Annotated in this window: 14 protein-coding genes; 10 read left to right on the top strand and 4 right to left on the bottom strand. The window is 51.0% G+C overall.

The annotated features are described in order from the left end of the window. The first annotated feature begins 100 nt into the window (after positions 1 to 100). From CA13_RS01035 to CA13_RS00995, 9 genes are all read left to right on the top strand, one after another. Positions 101 to 1576 carry an alpha-L-fucosidase gene (locus CA13_RS01035; protein WP_146393981.1) on the top strand — a complete coding sequence of 492 codons (1476 nt, stop codon included), beginning with the start codon at positions 101 to 103 and terminating at the stop codon, positions 1574 to 1576. A 299-nt stretch (positions 1577 to 1875) separates the two neighbouring features. Continuing rightward, positions 1876 to 4233 (top strand): DUF5703 domain-containing protein, encoded by a 2358-nt coding sequence (locus CA13_RS01030; protein ID WP_146393978.1) that lies wholly within the window; start codon positions 1876 to 1878, stop codon positions 4231 to 4233. A gap of 119 nt (positions 4234 to 4352) precedes the next feature. Then, positions 4353 to 6377 (top strand): hypothetical protein, encoded by a 2025-nt coding sequence (locus tag CA13_RS01025; protein WP_146393976.1) that lies wholly within the window; start codon positions 4353 to 4355, stop codon positions 6375 to 6377. Positions 6378 to 6576: 199 nt separating this feature from the next. After that, positions 6577 to 8331: an alpha-L-fucosidase gene (locus CA13_RS01020; protein ID WP_419193790.1), complete on the top strand. Its 1755-nt coding sequence runs from the start codon at positions 6577 to 6579 to the stop codon at positions 8329 to 8331. Between the two features lie 171 nt (positions 8332 to 8502). Continuing rightward, positions 8503 to 9867 (top strand): arylsulfatase B, encoded by a 1365-nt coding sequence (locus tag CA13_RS01015; protein ID WP_419193789.1) that lies wholly within the window; start codon positions 8503 to 8505, stop codon positions 9865 to 9867. A gap of 129 nt (positions 9868 to 9996) precedes the next feature. After that, on the top strand, positions 9997 to 11733 hold the full coding sequence (locus tag CA13_RS01010; protein WP_146393970.1) for an alpha-L-fucosidase: 1737 nt from the start codon (positions 9997 to 9999) through the stop codon (positions 11731 to 11733). A 131-nt stretch (positions 11734 to 11864) separates the two neighbouring features. After that, the gene (locus tag CA13_RS01005) at positions 11865 to 14285 is read left to right on the top strand and encodes a hypothetical protein (protein WP_146393968.1); all 2421 of its coding nucleotides are present in this window, start codon (positions 11865 to 11867) and stop codon (positions 14283 to 14285) included. 57 nt (positions 14286 to 14342) lie between these two features. Then, positions 14343 to 15959, top strand: coding sequence for an alpha-L-fucosidase (locus CA13_RS01000; RefSeq protein ID WP_419193788.1), 1617 nt, complete (start codon positions 14343 to 14345; stop codon positions 15957 to 15959). 105 nt (positions 15960 to 16064) lie between these two features. After that, the gene (locus CA13_RS00995) at positions 16065 to 17489 is read left to right on the top strand and encodes a glycoside hydrolase family 30 protein (protein ID WP_146393964.1); all 1425 of its coding nucleotides are present in this window, start codon (positions 16065 to 16067) and stop codon (positions 17487 to 17489) included. A 293-nt stretch (positions 17490 to 17782) separates the two neighbouring features. Here the strand turns inward: CA13_RS00995 and CA13_RS00990 are convergent, their stop codons facing one another. From CA13_RS00990 to CA13_RS00975, 4 genes are all read right to left on the bottom strand, one after another. Beyond that, on the bottom strand, positions 17783 to 18583 hold the full coding sequence (locus CA13_RS00990; protein ID WP_146393962.1) for a hypothetical protein: 801 nt from the start codon (positions 18581 to 18583) through the stop codon (positions 17783 to 17785). A 45-nt stretch (positions 18584 to 18628) separates the two neighbouring features. Continuing rightward, the gene (locus CA13_RS00985) at positions 18629 to 20101 is read right to left on the bottom strand and encodes a hypothetical protein (protein WP_146393960.1); all 1473 of its coding nucleotides are present in this window, start codon (positions 20099 to 20101) and stop codon (positions 18629 to 18631) included. 243 nt (positions 20102 to 20344) lie between these two features. Beyond that, positions 20345 to 21655, bottom strand: coding sequence for a hypothetical protein (locus CA13_RS00980; RefSeq protein WP_146393958.1), 1311 nt, complete (start codon positions 21653 to 21655; stop codon positions 20345 to 20347). Beyond that, a complete protein-coding gene (locus CA13_RS00975; RefSeq protein ID WP_146393956.1) occupies positions 21648 to 22187 on the bottom strand; it encodes an AlkZ-related protein in 540 nt (179 codons plus the stop codon). Before CA13_RS00975 ends, CA13_RS00980 begins: the two co-directional genes overlap by 8 nt. A gap of 368 nt (positions 22188 to 22555) precedes the next feature. Here CA13_RS00975 and dgt point away from each other — a divergent pair, with 368 nt between their 5' ends. Beyond that, positions 22556 to 23824, top strand: a complete 1269-nt coding sequence (dgt, locus tag CA13_RS00970; RefSeq protein ID WP_146393954.1) for a dGTP triphosphohydrolase — start codon at positions 22556 to 22558, stop codon at positions 23822 to 23824. The last annotated feature ends 98 nt before the right edge of the window (positions 23825 to 23922 follow it).

Below are 23922 nucleotides of genomic sequence, written 5' to 3'. Positions count from 1 at the left end.
GCGTCTTCGAGAAACACAAAATTACTCAAACAATTCCGTCACCGCCACTACGCCGATCTGACGTGGCGTTGCCTTTCGAAAACGAAAAGGAACCTAAATCATGCGATTAGCAATTCTGTTGACTTGTGTTCTCTTTTTATCTCTTTGTACATGCCAAGCGCAAACCTATCAGCCCGATTGGTCGTCACTACGGAAGCATGATACACCCGAGTGGCTCGATGGCATGAAATTTGGCATCTACTGCCACTGGGGACCTCAGACGGTACTAAACCAGTATCCCGATAAGGATCTGTCCACGCTTGAAGCTTTCGAACTATGGAAGGGCGAAAAGTTCTCGTCGAAAGAATGGGTAGACCTGTTCCAAGCAGCGGGAGCCCAATTCGCAGGCCCCGTGTCTTGGCACGGAAGCGGTATTCTTAATTGGGATAGCGGAATCACCGACTGGACGACCGTCAAGCGCGGACCGAAGATCGATATCGTTGGCGAGCTAACCAGAGAGTTGCAACGTCGCGACATGAAAGTGCTGATGTCGTTCCACAACAACCGAAGTATCTGGGGGACGGTCTCCAACAACGATAGCCTCTATCTTGATCCGCTCGACGAAGAGAGCAAGTTGTACACCGCAAACGAAGGACGCCGTAGTGAGAGACTTCTCGACGGATGGTTGGCTCGCGTATCGGAGGCGATTGACAATTATCATCCTGACTTGATTTGGGTGGATACAAGTTTTGGCGGTACGGTTGGGGCTGAGTTGCAGGGCCGCAGCTTGGCGGGCCGCATGTTGCCTGGGAAAGACATCACCATCGGAACACTTAGCGAATCGCACCAACAGCAAGCGATTGCTCACTTCTTCAATATGGGAATAGAGCAAAGCAAGGAAGTCGAGTTTATCTACAAGTCGTTTGATGTACCGCCGGGGATCGGTATGCGTGACATTGAAAACGGCAGCCTCATCGGATTGCAATACGATCCATGGATGGCCGATATCAACATGGCCCAACATTATGCTTGGCCCGCTCCATGGTTCCACAATCCAAAGAACCCAATGAAGAACGCAAACCACTTGGTCGACCTGCTAGTGGATATGACCAGCAAAAACGGACGCATGCTACTGAGCGTTCCGCCTTTAGAGGACGGCACGTTCACCGCGGATCAGAAAAAACAGCTGTATGCGATCGGTGGCTGGCTGAAGATCAACGGCGAAGCCATCTATGACACGGTGCCGTGGACCTTCTTTGGAGAAGGCCCGACCGAAGAAACCCATCCTGGGCATCATGCTCACGGAAAGTGGGACGTAAAGGACAAGTACATCCCAAAGTTCACGAAGGACGACATTCGCTTCACCCAGAATGGCAAGAATCTCTATGCCATCGTGTTGGATTGGCCAGGGGACGAGTTAATAATTCGCACCCTGGGCCATGCCGGCAAACTTTATCGTGGCGACATTAAATCGGTTAGCCTGCTCGGGTGCAAAGATGCGATTCAGTGGGAACACACAGTTGATGCCTTGGTCATTAAGCTTCCAAAAGAAAAACCGTGTGATTTTGCTTACGCGGTGAAAATCGAACGCAAGTAAGTTCCAAACCACGAATTTAGCGTTCGCCCAATTGCAAATCGTTGATCAAAAGATGGTTATGAAAAAATCGGCAAAACGACTGACAGCTCTTGTTTTCGTTGCAGTTCTTGCTGCGTTGTGCCTTCGTTACCCGATGAGCGATTTTCATGGTTCTCTTCTGATGAAGAAACGGAACGGGGCAAACGCAGCCTGAAGCACGTCGATCGCAGTGACAACCACAACAACCCAGTGGTCATGATCAACAATGCTCCGTCGTCAATCCTCACTCCAACACCGGCATACAAAGAAAAGAAAGAGTCATGACGCAAAAAATGACACAACTCCTGCTGCTTCTGATTGTTTTCGGAACTGTGATCAACAGTCGCGATATAACGGCTGGCGCTCCGATCGATCAATACAATGTTGTCTGGGAGAGTCCTTCGACGGACCACACCGGACAAATGCCTTTAGGCAATGGCGACATCGCCGCTGGTGTCTACGCGATCGAAGATGATGCGTTATACCTATTGTTGTCGAAGAATGACGCCTTTACTTATAACGGCGATATCTTCAAGACAGGGCGAGTCAAAATTTCTCTCAGCCCCAATCCGTTTGCTGATGGCAAGCCATTCAAGCAAACCTTGGATCTGAAAACCGGATCGATCCAAATTGAGGCCGACGGCATTTCAATTCATGTATGGGCTGATGCAAATCGTCCTGTTTACCACGTTCAGATTCAATCGCCTGACGAAGTTGAGGTAGAGGCGTCGGCCGATCTTTGGGAGCGATTTGATACTTGTTCGAGAAACCGGACAAGCGATCCGATTTCTCCACCGACTCAAGATGTGTTGCTGGGCCGTGGCGACAACGTGCTGTGGTACTACGCGGTAGGAGACCGCAGTGTCTATCCGACGGAGTTGGCGTTTTACGATGTCTCTGAAATGGCCGGGGAATATCCCGATCCGTATCGCTTTAATACGTTCGGCAATCTGATAGAGAGTCCCGACCTAAATCGGAAAGGGAAAACTTTGTCGGGAAAGGGAGCGAAGCTCGACATCCGAATACATGCTCGATGTACACAACAGGCTGACATTGAACAGTGGCTAGCGGATCTGGAACAACAGGCTTCTGAACCGATGGATGCAGCATCGGATTGGCAGTCGCACTGTGATTGGTGGTCGTCGTTCTGGGACAGAAGTCGGATCAACGTTTCCGATAACACCGTTGAAGCCAACGAACGCTACCAAGTCGACCAGGAGGGATACAAGAGCCAGCGTAAAGTCATCGACGGGGGCGCCCTTGTGGCCCAAAGCTACAACGTTTTTCGATTTTTGATGGCCTGCCAAAGTCGCGGCCGAGTTCAAACCAAATTTAACGGCGGACTTTTCACTCAGCCGCTACGGTATGAACCCGAACGCCATAAACATCAGGTACGACTCAACGGCCACTGGGAGACCGAAGGCAAACGGTTCATAAGCCATGAAGACGACCGGCTCTGGGCACGTCGCTTCACGTTTCAAAACCAACGACTGTTGTACTGGCCGTTACTGATGAGCGGTGATGGCGAGCTGATGAAACCGTTTTTTGATTACTACAGCGACATGTTGCCGGTTCGCACCGCAATCACCAAAGCTTGGTTCGGGCACGAAGGAGCGTACTTTCGCGAAAACATTGAACCGACCGGCGGCGAACGTGATTGCGGGCCCTCCGGGAGGAATGAATACCGATTAGAGGACAAGCCTCTGAAAACCGCCCCTGGCGATAATGACGGCAGCGGGTATTGCCACAGCTACTACTTCACCTCCGGTTTGGAAACGCTTGCGATGATGATCGAGCACCTGAAGTACTCAGGCGACACCGCGTTTCGTGATGACGTGCTAGTTCCTTTTGCACGCGAAATCATGGCCTTTTACGACAAACACTATCCGCGCGATCAGGACGGCAAATTGCGACTGGATCCGTCTCAAGCGTTGGAAACATGGTGGATTGCCATTAACCCCGCAACGGACGTTTCTGGATTGTTGCACAATCTGGATGAATTGACCGCGATGGGAATCGGCACCGAGTCAGACCAAATCCGGTGGAAACGTCTTCGGTCAGAAATGCCCGACGTGCATTTGCGTGAAATTGATGGCAAGCCAGCGATTGCGCCGGGGCTTGTATTTGAGGTCGGGCACAACGCTGAGAACGCGGAACTTTACCCCGTCTTTCCCTTTCGACGATTTGGTATAGCTCAAGGAACGGCGGATATCGTGCAGTGGACCATGGAGCACCGGACGAACAAAAACGCTTTCGCATGCAGTTGCTGGACACAGGATCAAATCCATTGGGCCTATGCGGGAAATGCCGCCGAGGCGAAACGCGGATTGGTCCAGCGGTTTCGAAAAGCATCCACGATGTGTCGCTTCCCAATATACGGAGCCGAAGGCCCGGATTCCTGTCCCGACTTTGACCACTTTGGATCCGGCTCCACGGCACTGCAACGCATGTTGGTGCAGGAAGCCGACGGGAAAATTCTCTTATTACCAGCTTGGCCCAAAGAATGGGATGTGGACTTCAAACTTCATCTAGAAAAAAACACAATCGTCACTGGAACGGTAGAGTTTGGGAAGTTAACCCATTGGCGGGTGGAGCCAGCTTCTCGCCGAAAAGATGTCGTGGTCTATGATCCTCAGTAGCACGTTACAGATCACCAATTGGTCTAGAGAATTTCCAAAACACAACAATTTGAAACCAAGCTGACAAGGAAAACAAAACCGGTCAGCAGACTCGATCCAAAAGCAGAGTACACAAGAAGATGAAAAACCTAGTCCTGTTTCTAATTTCATTCGCGTTGATTCCCGTCGTAGCGGCTGATCAACCGGACGTTCTTGAATCGGCAAATGATTCGCTTTCTGACATACCGCTTGTGCGGGGAGGAGCCTTCAAGGACCTGATCCTTCCGGTGCCAATTATTAACAAATTGGAATCGGAGGGCATTTGGGGAATCGATAAGGTTTTGCCTCGCGACAAAGATAATGGGGTCGAGGACGACCAGTGGTGCTACTGGGGTGGTAACCCAGTCAAGGGCAAGGACGGCAAATACCATATCGCGGTATGCCGTTGGCCAGAGAGCACTGGACATCACGGCTGGTTTGAATCTGAAATTGCCCATTGCGTTTCCAACAATCCCTTCGGGCCGTATGTGATTACGCAAACGATCGTTAAAAAGGGGCACAATCCCGAAGTCATGACGATGCCCGATGGTACTTTTGCGTTGCATGTCATGACAGCGGATGTCTATTCGTCGGATCGTATGCCTGGGCCTTGGAAACGAATCGGACGGATGAGGATGAATCCGCGAGGGCTTCGGCCAACGGGTAGGCTGGGATCGAACCTGACAACGGAGTTCCGGCCCGATGGAAGCATTCTACTGATGACAAAGGGCGGCGATATTGCCGTGTCAAACAACGGGATTCTTGGACCGTATAACCTGGTCTCCATCCACAACTACACTCGGAACAGCGGCTACGCGGAAGACCCAGTCGTGTGGAGAAGTAGGCACCAATATCACTGTATCTACAACCATGCCCAGGATCGCAAGAGCGGCTACATGCGTTCGCTCGACGGCATTCACTGGAAGAACGAAGAGGGGTTGCCGTACGACGCCTCCTCGACATTCTACACTGACGGTACAAAAAATGAGTGGTACAAGTTTGAGCGGCCGAAAATTCTGCAGGACGAAATCGGACGGGCCACTCATTTGTCACTGGCGCTACTCGATACGGCAAAGGGCAGTGATAAAGGCAACGATATCCACAGCTCAAAAAATATGATTCTGCCGCTCGTCGTCGAACGATTAGTGACAATCGTAAGTGAAACGCCGATTTCAGCGACGACAAATCGAATCACTGTCAAGATCGAGGCAGAAGAGGGTTTCAACCCTCACCGTGATCTCGACTTGGAATCGCTTCGCTTTGGGTCCGATTCACTTGTGAACCATGGTCGCGGTTGTCGTGTGGTGAGTTCCAAGGCAGATGGAAATGACATGCTTGTGTCCTTTGAGGGCGAGCATGGACTGAGTCGTTTCGATTTCGATTTCAAACTGCTGGGTCAGACCAAAAGCGGGGATCTGGTCATTGGTTATGCCACGCTTCCGGGACGATCTCCGACAGCGGCCTCACTGGTCGCCTTACCCGTTCAGATCAAGGAGGCGGACGGCGCGATGATGCTCCAAAGCATCGTCGAAAACATCGGATTTGTGGATTCCAAGCCTGCTCAGGCCGTCGTGATGGAACTCAGTAAATCAGGTTGGAAGAAACTACAGAAAGCTTCGATTCCGGCACTGAAACCCTATGAAAACAAAACCGTTTCAATAAAGCTTGACAATCCCGATGCAAAAAAGTGCGAGTATGAAATACGGATCGCCGGTCAGGAAACCTGTGAAGGCTTTTGGCGACGAGTGGATGATACGGACGCGTCAGTGACTTTCACCGGAAATTGGGTCTCGCACCCTGATCCCGATTCCCAATACTACATGAGCAATGAACGAATCTCGGAAACCGTTGGGGATTCGGTGACATTTACGTTTACGGGTTCTATGGCCAGTGCCTACGGCACGCTTGCCAATGAGATGGGGTCCTTTGATGTATATATTGATGGAAAATTCGTAGAGAGTATTCGCTTGAGTTGGGGCGGTCCCAACAGCAAGCTCTATCAAACGAAAGTCCTGCCGGAAGGTAAACATACACTTGAATTGAAAACGGCGGTTTACCAAAACAGCAGTAAGGTAGCCATTGATGGATTCGCATTCGAATCATCGGCCAACGCAATTCAGGACTGACGGGTGAGCGACGGGGCTTCATTGAGGCACCCAATGTGGCGCCATGAGCCGCTTGCTGAGGAACGCTAAAGCAGGCCAGACCAAACGCAGCGTTGTTCAGGCAGCCACTATATATTCCGAAAAAAACTAACGAACAAGATTGAGTTTCGATCAGATGTCCCAGACAAACAAATCGCAGATTGAAAATGAAAGACAACGAATGAAGACGTGGGTCCAATTTTATCTAGTGACTGTTTCCATCATGTTCTTGACCGGTCTCAACGTCTGCGGCGAAGAGGTTCCGCCTCGCATCATCACGGCACAGGAGTCGGAAAAGGCTTCACGGGATTTTAGCACTCAAGAATTCGAGTTCGATATCGCCGAAGGACCATTTGAACCTTCATCCGACTCATTCGCCAAACACTATTCGTGTCCCGATTGGTTTCGTGATGCCAAGTTTGGGATTTACTCACACTGGGGACTCTGCACGGTTCCTGGGTTCGATGGCCATTACGCGCGGTTCATGTATATGCAGCATGAACCACAGGCCTATCGAGATGATCGAAATGTCAGACGCCGAGGCATGTCCGGTTATAAGCCAGGGCGTGAGTCCGTCTATGAATATCATGTCAAGAACTTTGGCCATCCATCCAAGTTCGGCTACAAGGATTTCGTTTCCCTATGGAAGGCGGAAAAATTTAACCCCATGGAACTGGCGGAGCTTTTTCGTTCCGTAGGGGCCAAGTACTTTGGTGTGATGGCCGTGCATTGCGATAATTTCGACAACTATGACTCGGAGCACCAAGAATGGAACTCAGCGAAGATGGGGCCAAAACGAGATATTGTCGGTGATTGGAAGAAAGCTTGTGAAGCAAATGGATTGCGGTTTGCGGTTACCTCGCATCTGTCAAACCACACTCACGAACATCTCTTTTTTCAAGGAGAAACCGATACGACCGGACCTCTCAAGGGTGTGCCGTATGACACGATGAACTCAGCCAATGACGGACTTTACGGCTATCGAACACCCGATCGTCTCAAACGGATCAATCCGACCTTTTCCCGAAACTGGTACCTTCGAACCAAAGATTTGATTGATAAGTACGATCCGGATTTACTGTACTTGGATGGGCCGCTTCCCAACGGCGACTACGGGTTGAATCTGGCAGCGCATTATTACAACCACAACCTCCAACAGAACAACGGAAAGTTAGACGGCGTGTTTACAATTAAACGCACAACGCCAGAAGGCTTCACGCTTGACATGGAACTCCAAGGCTTAGATGAGATTCGCAAAGATCCATGGCAAACCGACACCTCCATCAATCCTGGTTGGTTCTATATGGGGAAAGAAATCTCTGGTGGTGAGAAACAGGCCATGACGGATGACGCGGGGATGGGCGGAAGCGATTTGGGCCAACAAGGCGATCTGCTGCGATTAGATGCGGGCAAAGTGATCGATAACCTTGTTGATATTGTCAGCAAGAACGGAAACATGATGTTAAACGTGGGCCTACGAGCGGACGGAAGTCTGCCTGAGACTTATCGTGATGAACTGTTGAAGATCGGCGCGTGGTTGCAAGTCAACGGCGAAGGCATTTTTGGGTCTCGGCCGTTTGTCGTCTACGGCGAGGGGCCGTTTCGGATGCCCACAACTGGCCAAGCGTTTAACGATCACCAGTATGATTTCACTGGTGAAGACATTCGTTTTACGACTAAGAAAGACACGCTTTACGCTTTCCTAATGGCATATCCCGACAGCAAGCAAGTACTTATCAAATCGTTATCTGAAAAGCAAATCGGTAAGCAAACGGTTCGGAGCGTGACGATGTTGGGATCCGATGAGGAGCTGGAGTACCAACTTACCAAGGACGGATTGTCGGTCAGTTTGCCGCAACAGGAACCCTGCGACTATGCCTACGGTTTGCGGATCCAAGGACTCGATCTTACGAAGCCAATTAAGAACAAGAAGTAAAAGCAAGCGAAATGATTCGGGAAATCGGCACTCCGCGTGTCAACACGGCTTTTCGGAACCATAAACGCTGCCATCCATATTGTTCCTCGCACATGAAAGCGAACCTTCCCCCAGATGTCCGTTGTCAACATAACGACCTGTGTTCTCCGCAAGCTAATCTTAGTAACGGCAATGTTGTGCACACATTCAGCCTCCGCCATCGACGCAAAGCAACCGAACATTGTCATCCTGCTTGCCGACGACTTGGGGTGGAGCGACGTCGGATTCCATGGCAGCGATATCAAAACGCCCAATCTCGACAAGCTTGCAAATGAAGGAGTGAAACTCAAACAGTTCTACGTGCAACCTACCTGCTCGCCAACGCGCATTGGCCTAATGACGGGACGTTATCCCTATCATATCGGAGGCCACATTTGCGTTCTTCGTCCATACCATCAGCACGGATTGCCACTGGATGAATACATGCTCTCTGAAGTCATGCAGGACGCGGGTTATCGGACAGCGATTACAGGCAAGTGGCACCTCGGCCTTGCCAAACGTTCCTATTGGCCAACGTCACGCGGTTTCGATCTGGCCTACGGACATCTTGGTGGGGCAATCGATTATTTCGAACACACCGGTTACGGGTCGTTGGACTGGTATGACCAGGATACGATCCCGCTTCATGTAGAAGGCTATACAACGGACCTAATAGGAAATCGAGCATCCCAAATAATCAAAGATCACGATTTCGAAGCGCAGCCGCTTTTCTTATATGTGCCATTCAATGCTCCCCATGCGCCGCTTCACGCGAAACCATCTGACATTGCAAACTACAGCGGTGTGAAAGACGAAAAACGTCGCACCTATTGTGCTCAAGTCGACTGTATGGACCAGCAGATTGGTCACATTGTTCAAGCCTTGGTCGAGAAAGGTGTTGCACGAAATACGCTCGTGTTTTTCGCGTCTGATAACGGAGGCTACGGTCAAGTTGCCGACAATGCTCCGTTGAGAGGAACCAAAGGAACACTTTTCGAAGGTGGCGTTCGTGTTCCATCATTTATTGTTTGGCCAGACAGGCTTACGGGAGGACGGAGTTTCGAACCTCCGTTGCATATTGTTGATTTGCTTCCCACGTTCTCTGGCCTTGCGGGTGGTATCACTTCCAAATGCAAAGCACTCGACGGTATCGATTTCTGGCCTGCTTTGGCAAATGACCAAGCAATGCCCAAGCGGGACATCTATCACAATGTTCACGATTCCAAAGGTGGTCGCGGGAGTATTCGCAGCGGCGATTGGAAGCTGATTGTGACTCTCGCAGAAAAAGCCGATGATGGAATGCCCTTGGAAAATCCGAAACACGTGGCGCTGCTTTTTGATATCCGTCGCGATCCCTTCGAGCAACAGAACTTAGCGACCAATCATCCAGAGATCGTGGCAGCATTATGGAAAAAAATAAAGGCCCGTGGCCCCGACGTCGGAGACGCACATCCCTACACCGCCCGTGCTCCGAAAGACTGGGTTGCACCTTCCGATTGGTCCGACGCCCCTGAGTGAATTTGCTGTTCTGCAATCCCAGGGACCTACCATCATGGGCCTTGGCAAGCGGATTATTAAGAAAGAACGCCAAAGACTAAAACGCATGCGAAAACCGCATCTGCGAAATACAAATTGAGGACATTACGAATGAGTCAGATGTGTTACCGGAATGTGACCGTAGCAATTGGCCTACTGGTTGCAGTGACAAACTTGCCGGCCGACGAAACGGCTAACCGCATCAAAGCGGCACAGCAGTCCGAAAAGGCTTCATTGAATTTTGACACCGAAGGCTTCACGTTCGATATCGCCGAAGGCCCATTTGAAGCTGCCTCCGATTCTTTTGGCAAACACTATGAATGTCCCGATTGGTTTCGCGATGCGAAATTTGGCATCTACTCACATTGGGGGCTTTGCACTGTGCCCGGTTTCGATGGCCACTACGGTCGATTCCTGTATACGCAGCATGAGCCACAAGCGTATCGGGATGATCAAAAGGTGAAGCGCCGGGCAATGTCAGGATATAAGCCAGGAAAGGAAAGTGTATACGAATATCACGTCAAGAATTTCGGGCATCCTTCTCAGTTTGGCTATAAGGACTTCATTCCTCTTTGGAAAGCCGAGAAGTTCGAGCCGATGAAGCTTGCGGAACTGTTTAGTAAGGTCGGCGCCAAGTACTTTGGCGTGATGGCCGTTCACCATGACAATTTCGACAATTATGACTCTACCTACAATGATTGGAACTCAGTCAAAATGGGGCCAAAGAGGGACATCGTCGGAGAATGGAAAACGGCCTGCGAAGCAAATCATTTGCGTTTTGCTGTGACGTCGCATCTGTCAAACCAGGGGCATGAACATGTCTTTTTCCAGGGGGAATCCGATACAACGGGACCGCTCAAGGGAGTGCCCTATGACACGATGGATCCGGCAAACGATGGGCTATACGGTTATCGCACTCCGGATCGTCTGAAGCGGCTCAATCCACGCTTTGCCCGTCAGTGGTATTTGCGCACGAAGGATCTGATCGATAAGTACGACCCGGACCTTCTCTATCTAGATGGTGGGCTTCCCAATGGGGATTATGGGCTGAATTTGGCGGCGCACTATTACAACCTTAATATGCAACGGAATAGCGGAAAGCTGGACGGCGTATTTGCGATTAAACGCACGACGCCCCAAGGATTGACCTTGGATTTGGAGTTGCACGGGCTCGACAAAATCCGAGAACAGCCTTGGCAAACTGATACGTCCATCAATCCCGGTTGGTTTTACATGGGAAAAGAGATCTCGGCTGGTGAGAAAGCGTCTCTCACCGACGATGCGGGAATGGGTGGAACGACGTTGGATCAGAACGAGGATCTACTTCGATTGGATGCGGGAAAGGTGATCGATAACCTAGTCGACATCGTCAGCAAAAATGGGAACATGTTGCTAAACGTTGGATTGCGAGCCGATGGAAGTCTGCCCAAGACGTACCGCGATGAGCTGCTGAAAATCGGTGATTGGTTGCAAGTCAATGGCGAAGGCATTTATGGATCGCGGCCATACCTTGTCTATGGTGAGGGGCCGTTTCAGATGCCCACGACCGGTCATCAATTCAACGACAATACGTATGAATTCACTGGTAAAGACATTCGATTTACGACAAAGGGAGACACGCTTTACGCTTTCTTGATGGCCTATCCCAATACAAAAGAGGTGCTAATCAAGTCGCTTTCGCCAGAACAAATTGGCAAGCAGTCTGTCCGCAGCGTGACGATGCTCGGATCAGACGACGAGCTAGAGTTTCAGCTAACGGAAAATGGCCTGTCGGTGACGTTGCCTCCAACGCCAAATTCCGAATATTCGCATGGTCTGCGGATCGAAGGGCTAACGCTCTCACAATGACTCGTGCGCGTCACTCGCTCGTAATAGGTTACTTCATCTGGTCACGAAACGACACAAATCGAGGGCGATCGATCGCCCTATCGAGTCGGAACTAAGATGACAATCCACGCCCGCAAACAAGACAAATTCCGATGAATCTAATCAAAGTCGTTTCGATTTTTTCCCTATTCGGATTCGCTGTTTGCGCAAAGGCCGACATCGTCCTTATCGGAAGCGATCTACCAAACGAGAGTGTGCTTGATGGGGACTTTCGAACAATCATGTCAGGTTGGCGGCAATTTAGGCAATCGCCACATTGGACGTCGAAGGCTGTAATAGGCGATATGAAACTTGGCTTGGCTGAGGGAAGAATTTCTAGCGGAGGAAATCTCGTTGCCACGTATGAATCACCAACTCTGGATCACAACGCGAGCTACGCGAAGGTTTCCGCTGGTGATGTTCTTGCTTGGCGGTTTGCTGCAAAAGCAGAGTATCCCTGCGATGCTACAGTCAGTTTTGGTCTCGTTTTTGGAGACACAGAACGTGTTCTTGCTGATCAGGTCAAGGTTCCGACGGCAGCAACTGAGCCTAAAGTGTTTGAAGGAACCTATACCGTCAGCGAAGAAGATTCCCGGCTTGGCGTACCTTTCGCCCGATTCATGCTACGATCCGATCACAACATCAACGTCTATGTTGATTGGGTTGACCTCAAGGTTCTGCGTTCGGAAACTGCCGGTCCTCGTGAGTTGGATGGCGTAGTGAACGACGACGGCATCAGTTTAAAATGGAGTAAAGGTCCTTCGGATGCACGGTACACAATTTACCGAAGCAATCATCCCAGGAAGTCTTATGAGAAAATAGCCCAAGGTGTGAAGGGATACGCATGGGACGACGCAGCTATCACCAACGGCATAACCTATTACTATACCGTAACTCAAATGACGGATGAAGAAAGTGCGGCCTCTCCGGTTGTAAAGATTCGAAAAGTGGATACCGACCCGCCGCAGGCTCCCAGTGACGTCGACGCAGTCGGCGAGGCGTGGGTCATAAATCTCAAATGGCAAATCAACGACAAGGACATCGCGAGTTACAACATCCTGCGTGGCGATGCCGAAGGCAATCATCTAACACGAATTGCGAGCGGTATAACGCGTCAACGCTACGAAGACATGCTGCCGATTAAAGGCATCCAAAACACCTATGCAGTCGAAGCGGTTGATTACAGCGGGAATGTAAGCCCCGTTTCTGAAACTGCCAGCGCCATTGTCAAAGCGGTTCGCGGCGCTTCGTTCAGCGATCTGCTTCTGCCGATGCCGATTCACAAGGAACTTTCCTCCGATTTGTGGGGTGCCGAAGGCGTGCTGCCGCGTGATCCTGATAACGGGGTCGAGGATCCTGATTGGACGTATTGGGGTGGTAAAGTCATTAGGGATCCCGGTGACATGAAATACCATATTCTGGTTACGCGTTGGCCCGAGGGTGCTCGCAAAGGCCACTGGGAATGGCCCTTCTCTAGGGTGGCCCATGTTGTTGCAGACGATCCGACGGGGCCGTACAAAGTCGTCGACGACATCGCCTATGAATTCCACGATGGCCTTGGACACAATCCAAACATTATCGCTCTTCACGATCGTCGTTTTGCACTCTATTCGCTCATCGACTGGAAGGCCTGCTTCCTTACTTCGACAAGCATGAACGGTCCTTGGATGTTTGAAGGCGAGTTGACGGTCGAACATGACGAATCCGACCCACGAGCCTACAGGTATTTCCGAAATCTCTCAGGTGTGCAGTGCGGCGACGGAAGTATTTTGATGGTAACAAAGGCAGGGGCCATGATGCGTAGCGAAAACGGTCTGCTTGGCCCCTACAAGGTACTGACAAATACGGTCGATGAGAACGCAACAATTCCTGAGCAATACCGCAAATCCAACTATGAGGATCCCGCGCTTTGGTACGACGGTGTGCAATATCATATGCTGATCAACGCGTTCCTCGACTACCGAGCCATCTATCTGCGTTCACCCGATGGCGTGAATTGGAAATATGAGGATGGACTGGCATACACGCCTACCTGCACCGTCTACGAGGATGGGACGCGTACCTTTTGGTACAAAGTCGAACGTCCCAACGTGCTCCAGGATGAACACGGCCGAGCAACGCATCTTTCATTGGCAGCGATCGACGTCAAGAAAGCTGACGACTACGGCAACGACAACCACAGCGCAAAACATTTAGTCATTCCGCTGGTGGTTTATCGCCGAGTGAGCATGCTCAACACAACACCGGTGAAGCAAAACACGCTGCAAATCAAGGTACTTATCCACTCTGAGGATGGCTTTAATGCATCGCAGGACCTCGACCTCGACTCGCTTAGGCTTGGTGCTTCTGAAGCCGTGAACTATGGTCGCGGTGCCCGCTTGGTCAGTACCGATCCTCACAGGGATGGCCTCGTTCTGACCTTCGACGGCACCGCAAACGGGATCACAGCAAAGAACTTTGTCTGCAAACTGATTGGCAAGACCAAGCGTGGAGAATTAGTCGTTGGGTACTCGAAATTGGCTGCGCCTCAGTAGGGTAATGAGCCGGGCAAAAAGTCGTTTAATGAAGTGAATTTACTAAGAGGTTTTTCAGTGTTTAATACAAAATCCATCTGCTTGGCAATCGTCATTAGTGTGACTGCCACGCCCATTTTGGGTCAAGAATACGACGCAACCTGGGAGTCGCTACAGAACTACGAGGCGCCTGAATGGTATGAGGACGCCAAACTGGGTTTCTGGCCGATTTGGGGAATCTATTCTGTGCCGGCATTTAAGGGAGATCATGCGGCTGAGTGGTACGGACGTTGGATGTATTGCCAACAAGGACAAAGCAGCCGAAACAATCAAGGTTTGGCCACTCACCTACACCACATCAAAACTTACGGTGATCCATCAACCGTTGGGTACAAGGATTTGATTCCCATGTGGACCGCGGACAAGTTCGATGCGGATCAGTGGGCCGATCTTTGCGTTGAGGGTGGTGCAAAATACTTTTGCACGCTGGCGGTTTTCCACGACAGTTTTTGCTTGTGGGACTCGAAGCTTACAAAGTGGAATTCGGTCGAGATGGGGCCCCGCCGTGATATCGTCAAAGAATTGGCCGATGCGATGCGAAAGAAAGGCCTGAAGTATGGCGTGTCGAATCACTCCGCGTGGAACTACCGATTCTTTCAATGGAACCACATTAACGGTTACGACGCCAAGAACCCAGCATATGAAGACCTCTACGGAAGTCCAATCGTTGCGCCGAATGCGGATCAAGTTCGCATCAAGCCGGAAGAACAAATGGAAAAGCGATCCGAGTGGGTGAATCGGTCCGGCGACATAGTTCAGCCGAGCGAACGTGATCTCGATCGCTGGCTGCAACGAACAAAGGAAGTCACCGACCTCTATCAACCTGATCTGCACTATTTTGACTGGGGCATGAATCCACCTATCTTCGAATCACGCCGCAAAGACTTTGCCGCGCACTACTACAATAAAGCGATCCAGTGGAAAAAGGGAGCAATTGGAGCACCTGGAGTGGTATTGAACTACAAGAATTCGGCTACTTTCAAAGCGGGTTCCGCCGTACGCGACTTTGAACGTGGTGCGTTCAAAGATATTGCTGACATGGTTTGGCAAACGGACGATTCGATCTACGACGGAAACAACTGGGGCTTCGCCGAAGGCATACCGATTAAGCCGACCAATGTGATCGTTGATGAGTTAATCGACATCATCAGCAAACGTGGCGTCTTGATGTTGGCCATTGCCCCAAAAGCTGATGGCACGTTTCCGGAAGACCAAAAGAAAATGATTCGTGAACTAGGAGCTTGGTTGAAGGTTTGCGGGGAAGCCGTTTATGCGACGCGTCCCTACGTTGTGCTTGGTGAGGTCTCAAAAGCATGGAACCAACGGGATGATCACGGTCACTTGAAGTACATCGGCACGCCCGAGGACATCCGTTTCACCCGTAACAAAGCCAACACAGTTTTGTTCGCTACCGTGCTCGATTGGCCCGGCGAAACGTTAACGATCAAGACGCTCGCCGGGGCAGATCTAAGCAATCTCAAATCGATTCGTTTGTTGGGAACACACAGTGATCTGAAGTGGCGTGCCACGGGAAATGGCCTCGAAATCACAATGCCGAAACAGCCAGACTACGAAATGGCCTATCCAGTACGAATCGAATTTGTCGACTCCATCCCCAGCCCCGCTCCGCGTTGAAGTTTGTAGCAATTGCACCAAAACGGGGCAAAACGATCGCCAACACAGCGACGGACACCATCGATACCGCGCACTTCCCCATACTGAAAACAACCGCGAAAAAAGATGAATCGACTCCATTCGTTATTTACTGTGATCCTGCTTGTTCTCCTCGGAACCATGATCAGTGACTCCGCTTTGGCAGCCAATGTGCGCTGTTGGCTGACGGATCCAAATGGTGCTGAACGATTCGAGAAACAGCATGGCGAAACACGGTTCGTTGCGAAGCACCCGCCGCAACGAGGCGACTCAGCAGCAACGATTCTGATCGATCCAGACAAGTCGTTCCAATCGATCGATGGGTTTGGTTTTACGTTGACCAGCGGAAGTGCCGAATTGTTGATGCAAATGGATGCGTCGGCTCGCAACGATTTGCTCCGAGAACTGTTTTCGACCGATGCAACGGGAATTGGAGTTAGTTACCTTCGATTATCGATCGGAGCATCGGACCTGAGCCGTTTCGTCTATTCCTACAACGATTTGCAGCCCGGCGAAGTTGATCTTGAGATGAAGCGATTTGACCTGGGAGAAGACCGCAAGCATGTCATTCCAATTTTGAAGGAGATTTTGGGGATTGCCCCGGATATCAGCTTGATGGGATCACCCTGGTCCCCGCCAACTTGGATGAAGGACAATCACGATTCGGTGGGCGGAAGTTTGCTGCCGCAGTACAGCGATGCCTACGCACGCTACTTCGTTGCTTACATCCTAGCGATGAAGTCAGAGGGAATTTGCATTGATGCGATCACCATTCAAAACGAACCACTGCACCCCGGCAACAACCCTAGCTTACTAATGCTTGCCGACCAACAAGCGACATTTATCAAACACCATCTGGGCCCCGCGTTTGAAGCAGCAGGAATCGACACCAAAATCATCATCTACGATCACAACTGCGATCGTCCCGATTATCCCATTTCCATCTTGAATGATGACGAGGCCTACAACTATATCGATGGATCGGCCTTTCATCTTTACGGGGGAAAAATCACCGCGATGTCCCAGGTGCATGAAGCACATCCGAACAAGAATCTCTACTTCACGGAGCAATGGATCGGAGCACCGGGTAACTTAGCCGGTGACATGGCTTGGCATGTTCGCGAGTTGATCGTCGGCGCAACCCGCAATTGGAGCCGGACGGTGTTGGAATGGAATCTAGCGTCGGACCCAAACCAAGATCCTCACACCGAGGGCGGTTGTGACCGCTGTCTCGGAGCGATCACTGTTTCGGGGAACCAAGTAACACGAAATCCGGCGTATTACATTGTCGCACACGCATCGAAATTTGTGCGTCCTGGATCCTATCGAATCGCATCAAATGTCGTCCCCAATCTACCCAACGTCGCCTTCAAGACACCCGACGGCGACCTCGTACTGATCGTACTGAACGACAGTAACCGCTCTGCCACTTTCCGACTCGAACAAGGCAACCGCCAAGCCACGCTGTCGCTGCCATCGCGCGCAGTTGCTACCTACATTTGGTCGCGATAGAGCATTTTGCCAAATGCCGCGGGCTGTGCGTTTAGTGGCTGTGGCTTCCAGCCGCAGTGAAAACCATACTGGGACTGGAAGCCCCAGCCACAAAAAAAGTAAAATGCTCTAGGGTTCGCGCATTTGCCATCCATTCATTCCGCACAGAGGCACATCGACATTTGAAGCAACGCTCATGTCTCGCCCACGACGGAGCGAATCGAGAATCAGAGAATCCAGATGACACTGCGCCGACGAAATTAGAATGATCTCTTTATCGCGGCGGCGAGAAAAGAACGTACTTCGCGTTTTAACTACCTACGACGCAAGTACCGCGTTAAGTCTACCTCTCCAAACCGCAACTCTCGATGCACTGTTGTCGAGAGTATTAAAGAATCATGGCTACCAGTTACGCAGATTGATGGAAAAAGCTCACAAATAAACGGCGTGCGCGGAACTTCCAGTTCATGTTCCCGTTGACCGGCTCCAATGGTCTTCATTCCAACGTTTTCCTGCAAACGCATTGAGCGTTCGTTTCCCCTATGATTGTGGTAATCTCGTGAACCGTCTGGTCCTCCACCACGTATCGTAATTCCACCTACCGTATAAGCACAGATACTAAGCGTTTCTACTTCTCGTTCTTTTTGAATGTCAGTGATCGCTCGATACCACAATCTGCCTGGAACTGTCCCGTGATTCGAGAGGCCGAACGATGCCAACAAACCGATATACACAAGTTTGTTATTTTTCTTTGCTTGATTAAACAAATTGTAGTTTTCTGATTTTACATCCATTTGTTCGCCAAGTAGAAAATCGTCGATACATTCCCTGTATTGACCATCTAACTCGTTTGCGTTGCAAGGAAAACATAGCGTCAATACGGCCAATATTCTATTGTTCTTATGAGCGATGAATACATAGCTGTCTATACGCTTGGAATGTTTGGCGTAGTGGTCCTCGCTTAGCGAAGTCAGCAGGCAGTTCAGAGGTTCCAACTCGCTTTCATTGTCCACACACGACATTCGACAAACGTGCTCACCTTCAGTCACAGCATCTGCATTCTTATCAGCGACATCTCTAGGCCTAAAATTCGTATCGGCAAGTTGGGAAATCATCACGGGCATCGGAGGATACATCGGTGCTGGGAGGTTGGGCGAGAGTCAATCCAACGTCGTGCGTTCCGCCGCGACGATCGCCAAGTATTCCGCTAACTCTTTGGGCATCGAGAGACGGCGTAGGTTTTCGGCCATGATAACGTTGTCCGCAACCCGCAACAAACGCTCATATTTGACCCGTAAGTTTTGTTCATTGGTTGAGGAATCATCCTGCAACTTCAGTTCTCGGTAACGCTGGTATTCGGGGTGTTGCTCAATGGCACGGACAAACACTTCTTGCTGCTTCGTGACTAATTCAACTGACATTGGGTTCATCACATTAGCAAGCTCAGGCCAACGAGTCTTCAAATCGTTGGCAATGCGGCGGCGCAGCGTATCGGATTTGCTTTCTGGCCGCCGACGTCCACGACGACGCTGTGGCCGACTCTGACGCAAAGCCTCGGCAAGACTGTCGTCGCCGTCCAAGTCCAATTGTTCCGATAGCTCTTCAAGAACACGCCGCTGGACCGGAGAAGCGTATTTGAGAACGACGCTGTATGATTCGTTGTTTTTCAGCAGCGTCGCGCCGTTATCCTTTTCCGTGGCAAACCTGCTGACCACGGAAAGGTATTCGCCCGACGTTTTCACCGGCAAATCAATCGTGTCCGCATTCAGAATCGTGTAAGCATGCGCTTCCTCAAACGAAATTTTGCCGTCGCCGTCATAGTCGGGACGGTCAATTGGATGCCCCAATCGATCGACACCGGACAGCGCCGCCCAAAAGTAGGTGCTGTATTCAGCATAGTTGGTCTCATCGGCATCGGCCGTGCAACCGGCCGCGGGCCGATCGTGCACGGTTGCATAGAAACCAACTCTCCGCTGAGGAGACAAACCATTCTTTGGATCGCCCCCGCGAAACATCAAATGCGAAAAACCACCGGTGTAACATTGGACCATCACCATCACGACGCCTACCTCGTTAGGCAGTTCATCCAAGAGCGTTGCAAACTCCGTCATCTGGATCGATGAGTTGTCCCACATTTCAATCGATGTATTGTACTCGCGGTCGCGCTGTCGACTGCGTTGCCCGTGCGCGGTCACATAGATCACCAAACGGTCACCCGCTTCGATTTGGCCTTTCAGCTCACGGAACCAGCGATGAATTTGATCCGGCTTGGATGGACCACGAACATCGCGAATTTCGTGATTGCGATAACTCAATCCGAGATCCTGTTGACTACCAAAAAACTCGGCCATCAAGCGATTGGGTTTTGGAATTGATTCTGCATCAATCACTTGCAGGTCAAATTCAGGGTCATCACCATCAGAAAAAAACGTATCGTTTCGGAAAGGCACAATCCCTTGATGCTCGATCGTTCGTCGAAACAACAGTACGTTCTTTTCCAGCGAAGCCTGATTTCCCGTTGGCGAGTAACCACCGCCAATCGTCAGGAAAAATTCGCGAGCGAGCAACTGCGAAGAGCCTGCAAACACGATCACACAGATTAACGAAAGGAATCGAAAAACAGGTCTTGCCATCGTGTTGATTCTTTGCGGAAGGCGAGGGTGGAATCACTTACAAAGCGGAATATGTAGAATGCGTCTTGGACGTTCAACCCCAGAGAAGTCAATTCAGACTGCGGAATTCAGTTGATTCTTTTCTGTTTGTCCTGATTTGCAACTTGATCAATCAAACGCTAAGTCTGTAGTGCAACCAGGTGCCGTCCAAAGAAGCCGCATGTTGGCACAGGCTAGTTGTATTTTGGCTCATATGGACTCCGTCTATCGCACTCCCCCCGTTCGGAATCGTTGATGCCATCGACTCCAGGGCTGGATCCCATCCGGGCCGCCAAGCCGAATCCGAACGACATACTCTTCGCCTGCCGAAAGTGCGTTGAAGGATGATCTGCGGCCAACAAATTCTCCGGATCGCTCATTGACTGCTACACGGTCGGAAACGGGGACGGAATTCGAACGCCAAACAACATTCGTCGTGTCACCAGCGGTCGCCACCTCAGCCTGCCATGATGTGCCTTCGAGAAGGGAAGTCCGAATCAACATCGGATTACATGAACAAATAGCCGAGCCAATTCGCTCCGTTGAAATCACGAAATTGTCCGACCAACGCGACTGGTCGATTGGCGATCCATCATTCCAATATGCCTCCAAAAAGACAGCATTGATGCCGTATTGATCGTAGTCACCTCGCCAGTCTAAATTCCGACGCTCACACTCCAAGTTTCCGTCGATCCACAATTGGTTTAAACCATCTGATTTTCCTGGTGTGTTCAGCTTCGCGCGAGATTCAACGCATACCCACCAACCCGATTCGTCCTTGCTGTGGATTTTTGTTTTCGAAACGGGTTTATTTCCGAGCCAATCCAGTCGGTCGAAGTCATTGTAGCGGCGCGTGATCACGTTACCGTCCTTGACGCCCGTCGCTGGATCCAAAGTCAATGATTCACCGCTGCTCCAAACGTGTGCAATCATCGCTTGGCTCCAGTGAGACGATGCCATACTCGTTGCCCGAGACAGTTTCGCTGGGCCGCCGCCTGTCCAGCCTGCTTGGTGCATCACGTAGACACGCCAATAGACGTCATCGAACCGTTCGCTCTTTCGAACCACTTTCGCGCGGTAAGCGGGGGAATCGCCAAAGAACAGCTTTGCCCCCCCCGTGCCTCGTTCGCCTTTGGCATAATCCATGCGAAGAGATCGCCCGGTTTCACCCAATCCAGCCGACTCATCGAGCGAGCCTGACTTCTCGGCGTATGCGTTCCATTGCGCGTCAGTCTCAAAATCGTCATACCAAATGGTCGCTGGATTGCGAGCATGCGGTTGATTACCAATCGGAACGACGCACTTAATTCGCAGCGATTGAGCCTGTGTGAAACTCGTCCATTGACCACCGCCTAAAATGACGCCGAGAATGAAACCGTGAGCTAACACAAATGACTGAACATTTTGCTTGTGAATTACCATGGACGAATGCACCAATCGAAGGGGAACGCGAATCATGAACAAATAGCAGTGAAGCAATTGCGAACGAACCGATAGACCACCAATCGCTTTACGTGACTCAGCGGCACTACTCATGGTCCTGTACGATGTCCAAATGCACCTCGCGCATCGTAAGCCAGAAATCGTTTTTGTGTTTCGGGTCGTTCGACCGGACGATGTTCAAACTCACTTGCAATTTCTTTAACGCCGTATCGAATTGACTTTTCGAACACGCCAAGCCCGCGATCGCTCGTTTGCGTAGCCGTCCCGTGTACGCAGGCTCCAAACGGATCAACTTATACACTTCCTGAGCCAGCGGATCTAACTCAATGATTGGCTGGAACGCCTCGGAGTAATGGACCTTGCGAAAATGCTGCATTTCCATCAGCACCGCGTCGCCGCCGGCAACCTTGCCATAGAACACCTCGTCGGGATACGTCTGGGGAATCCGAGTCTTCCAATCCCATACCGCGACGACCTTAGGACTCCAACCTCCGGCTTTAGGTTTCTTTTCTGATAGTCCCGTATTGTCCCACAGCGAAGGGTAGGGCGAATCTTTGCTTCCAAACACCGTGCAAATCTTTTGCTCCAGCACGAAATGGTAGGCTTCATCAAATGTTTTGAGCATGAAAAGTGACCGTCAATAAAACACTGCTTGCAGAATCCTGCCGCTGCCATCGGACACCACGTGGGTACGTGTCAATCTTACCCGAAATAACATCATGCAACCCGGCAAGTGGAAGTATCCGTCGCAGAATTGCGTGGTACGCATGACAAATCGCTCGCACAACATGATCGAGACTTAAATCCTTGCTTGGAACAGGTGGTGACCTAGCCAAACGAACCCACCGAGGCTAAGTCGGCAAGAAACTTGCTGGCGATTACCGGTTCTCGCGAACTGGCGATTGGTTCTCACAGGATGCCGTTCTTGATTGTGATGGAAGCTGGTACAGTTACCAATCATGCAAACTTCCCGTTCTTAAAACGCGACCGACGATGGCAAACACGTTCTACAACGACTTTGATACCGAACCACTATCCGGTCCTAACGGGGAACGGCCAATCGACTACCGCACTCCCTTCCAGATCGATCGGGACCGTATCCTCTACACCTCCGCCTTCCGTCGCCTGCAAAGTAAGACGCAAGTTTTTCTATCCGGTGAGTACGATTTCTACCGCACGCGGCTAACCCACTCACTCGAAGTTGCTCAAATTGGCCGTTCCATCTGTGCCCGACTCAAGGTGATGAACGATGCGTTTGGCGACGAATACTACATTGATCCCGATCTCGTCGAGGCCGCGTGCTTGTCACATGATATCGGCCACCCGCCTTTTGGCCACGCCGGCGAGCGAGTGCTCCATGAACTGATGCGAGACCACGGCGGATTCGAGGGCAATGCCCAAACGCTTCGCCTGCTGACACAGACCATTTATGGCGACCGTGGCATGGACCCTTCGCGCGCACTGCTCGATGCCACACTAAAATATAAAACGTTGTTGTCGGAGACCCCCGACGCATCAAATCATTTCGTCTACAACACACAGAGACGATTTCTCGATTTCACTTTTGGCAGTGACGCATTCTTGTCTGAACTGCGACCCGGCGACGAACGCAACGGCTTCAAATCGGTCGAGTGCCAAATCATGGACTGGGCCGACGACACGGCATATTCAGTCAACGACATCGTCGACGGCGTCAACGCCGGATTTATTAACCTGGAACAACTGGAGAACTGGGCGGAGGCGAACGACATCAGGGGCGACGAGGCGGAACATATCGAAAACCTTTGCAGTGCCATCCGACGGCGACGGTTGGAACCAATGATGGGTCGCAAGGTTGGAAACTTTATTGCTGCGGCCGACATTGTTGAAGCCAGCGACAATTTCATGTCCAATCGCAGTGCGAGATACTGTTACAATGTCAACGTCGCGCCCGAAGCCGCGGCGGAGTCGAATCTCTACAAACGGATCTCGCTCGACCTCGTGTTCCGATCACCGCAGCTTCAGCAACTCGACCACAAAGCGGGTCGCGTGCTCGGCGAGCTCTTCAGGATTCTCGCCGACAACTACCTCGGCGGTCGCAAACGTCCTCTGCGTCTGTTGACCGCTGACACCGAAGCCGCATTAAAAGAGGCAACCGGTGACGAACACACCTCCGCACGGATCATCTGCGACACGATAGCGCAAATGACCGACCGGTTCGCTGTCCGAACCTACCGCCGACTGCTCGATCCCGAATTCGGAAGCATCGTCGACCTCATATAGGCGAGCTGCAGATAGGTGACTTGGGGGTTTTACGCGTCGTGTTGCATTCACTCGTCTAATACACACCGCTTGAGTTTTCTGCATGTTCTGGTGCGCAC

Origin of the sequence: Novipirellula herctigrandis (assembly GCA_007859835.1) — a bacterium.
Classification (GTDB): domain Bacteria; phylum Planctomycetota; class Planctomycetia; order Pirellulales; family Pirellulaceae; genus Novipirellula_A; species Novipirellula_A herctigrandis.
Note: the sequence above shows the minus strand (reverse complement) of the source record. Positions and strands in the feature narration are given on the sequence as shown.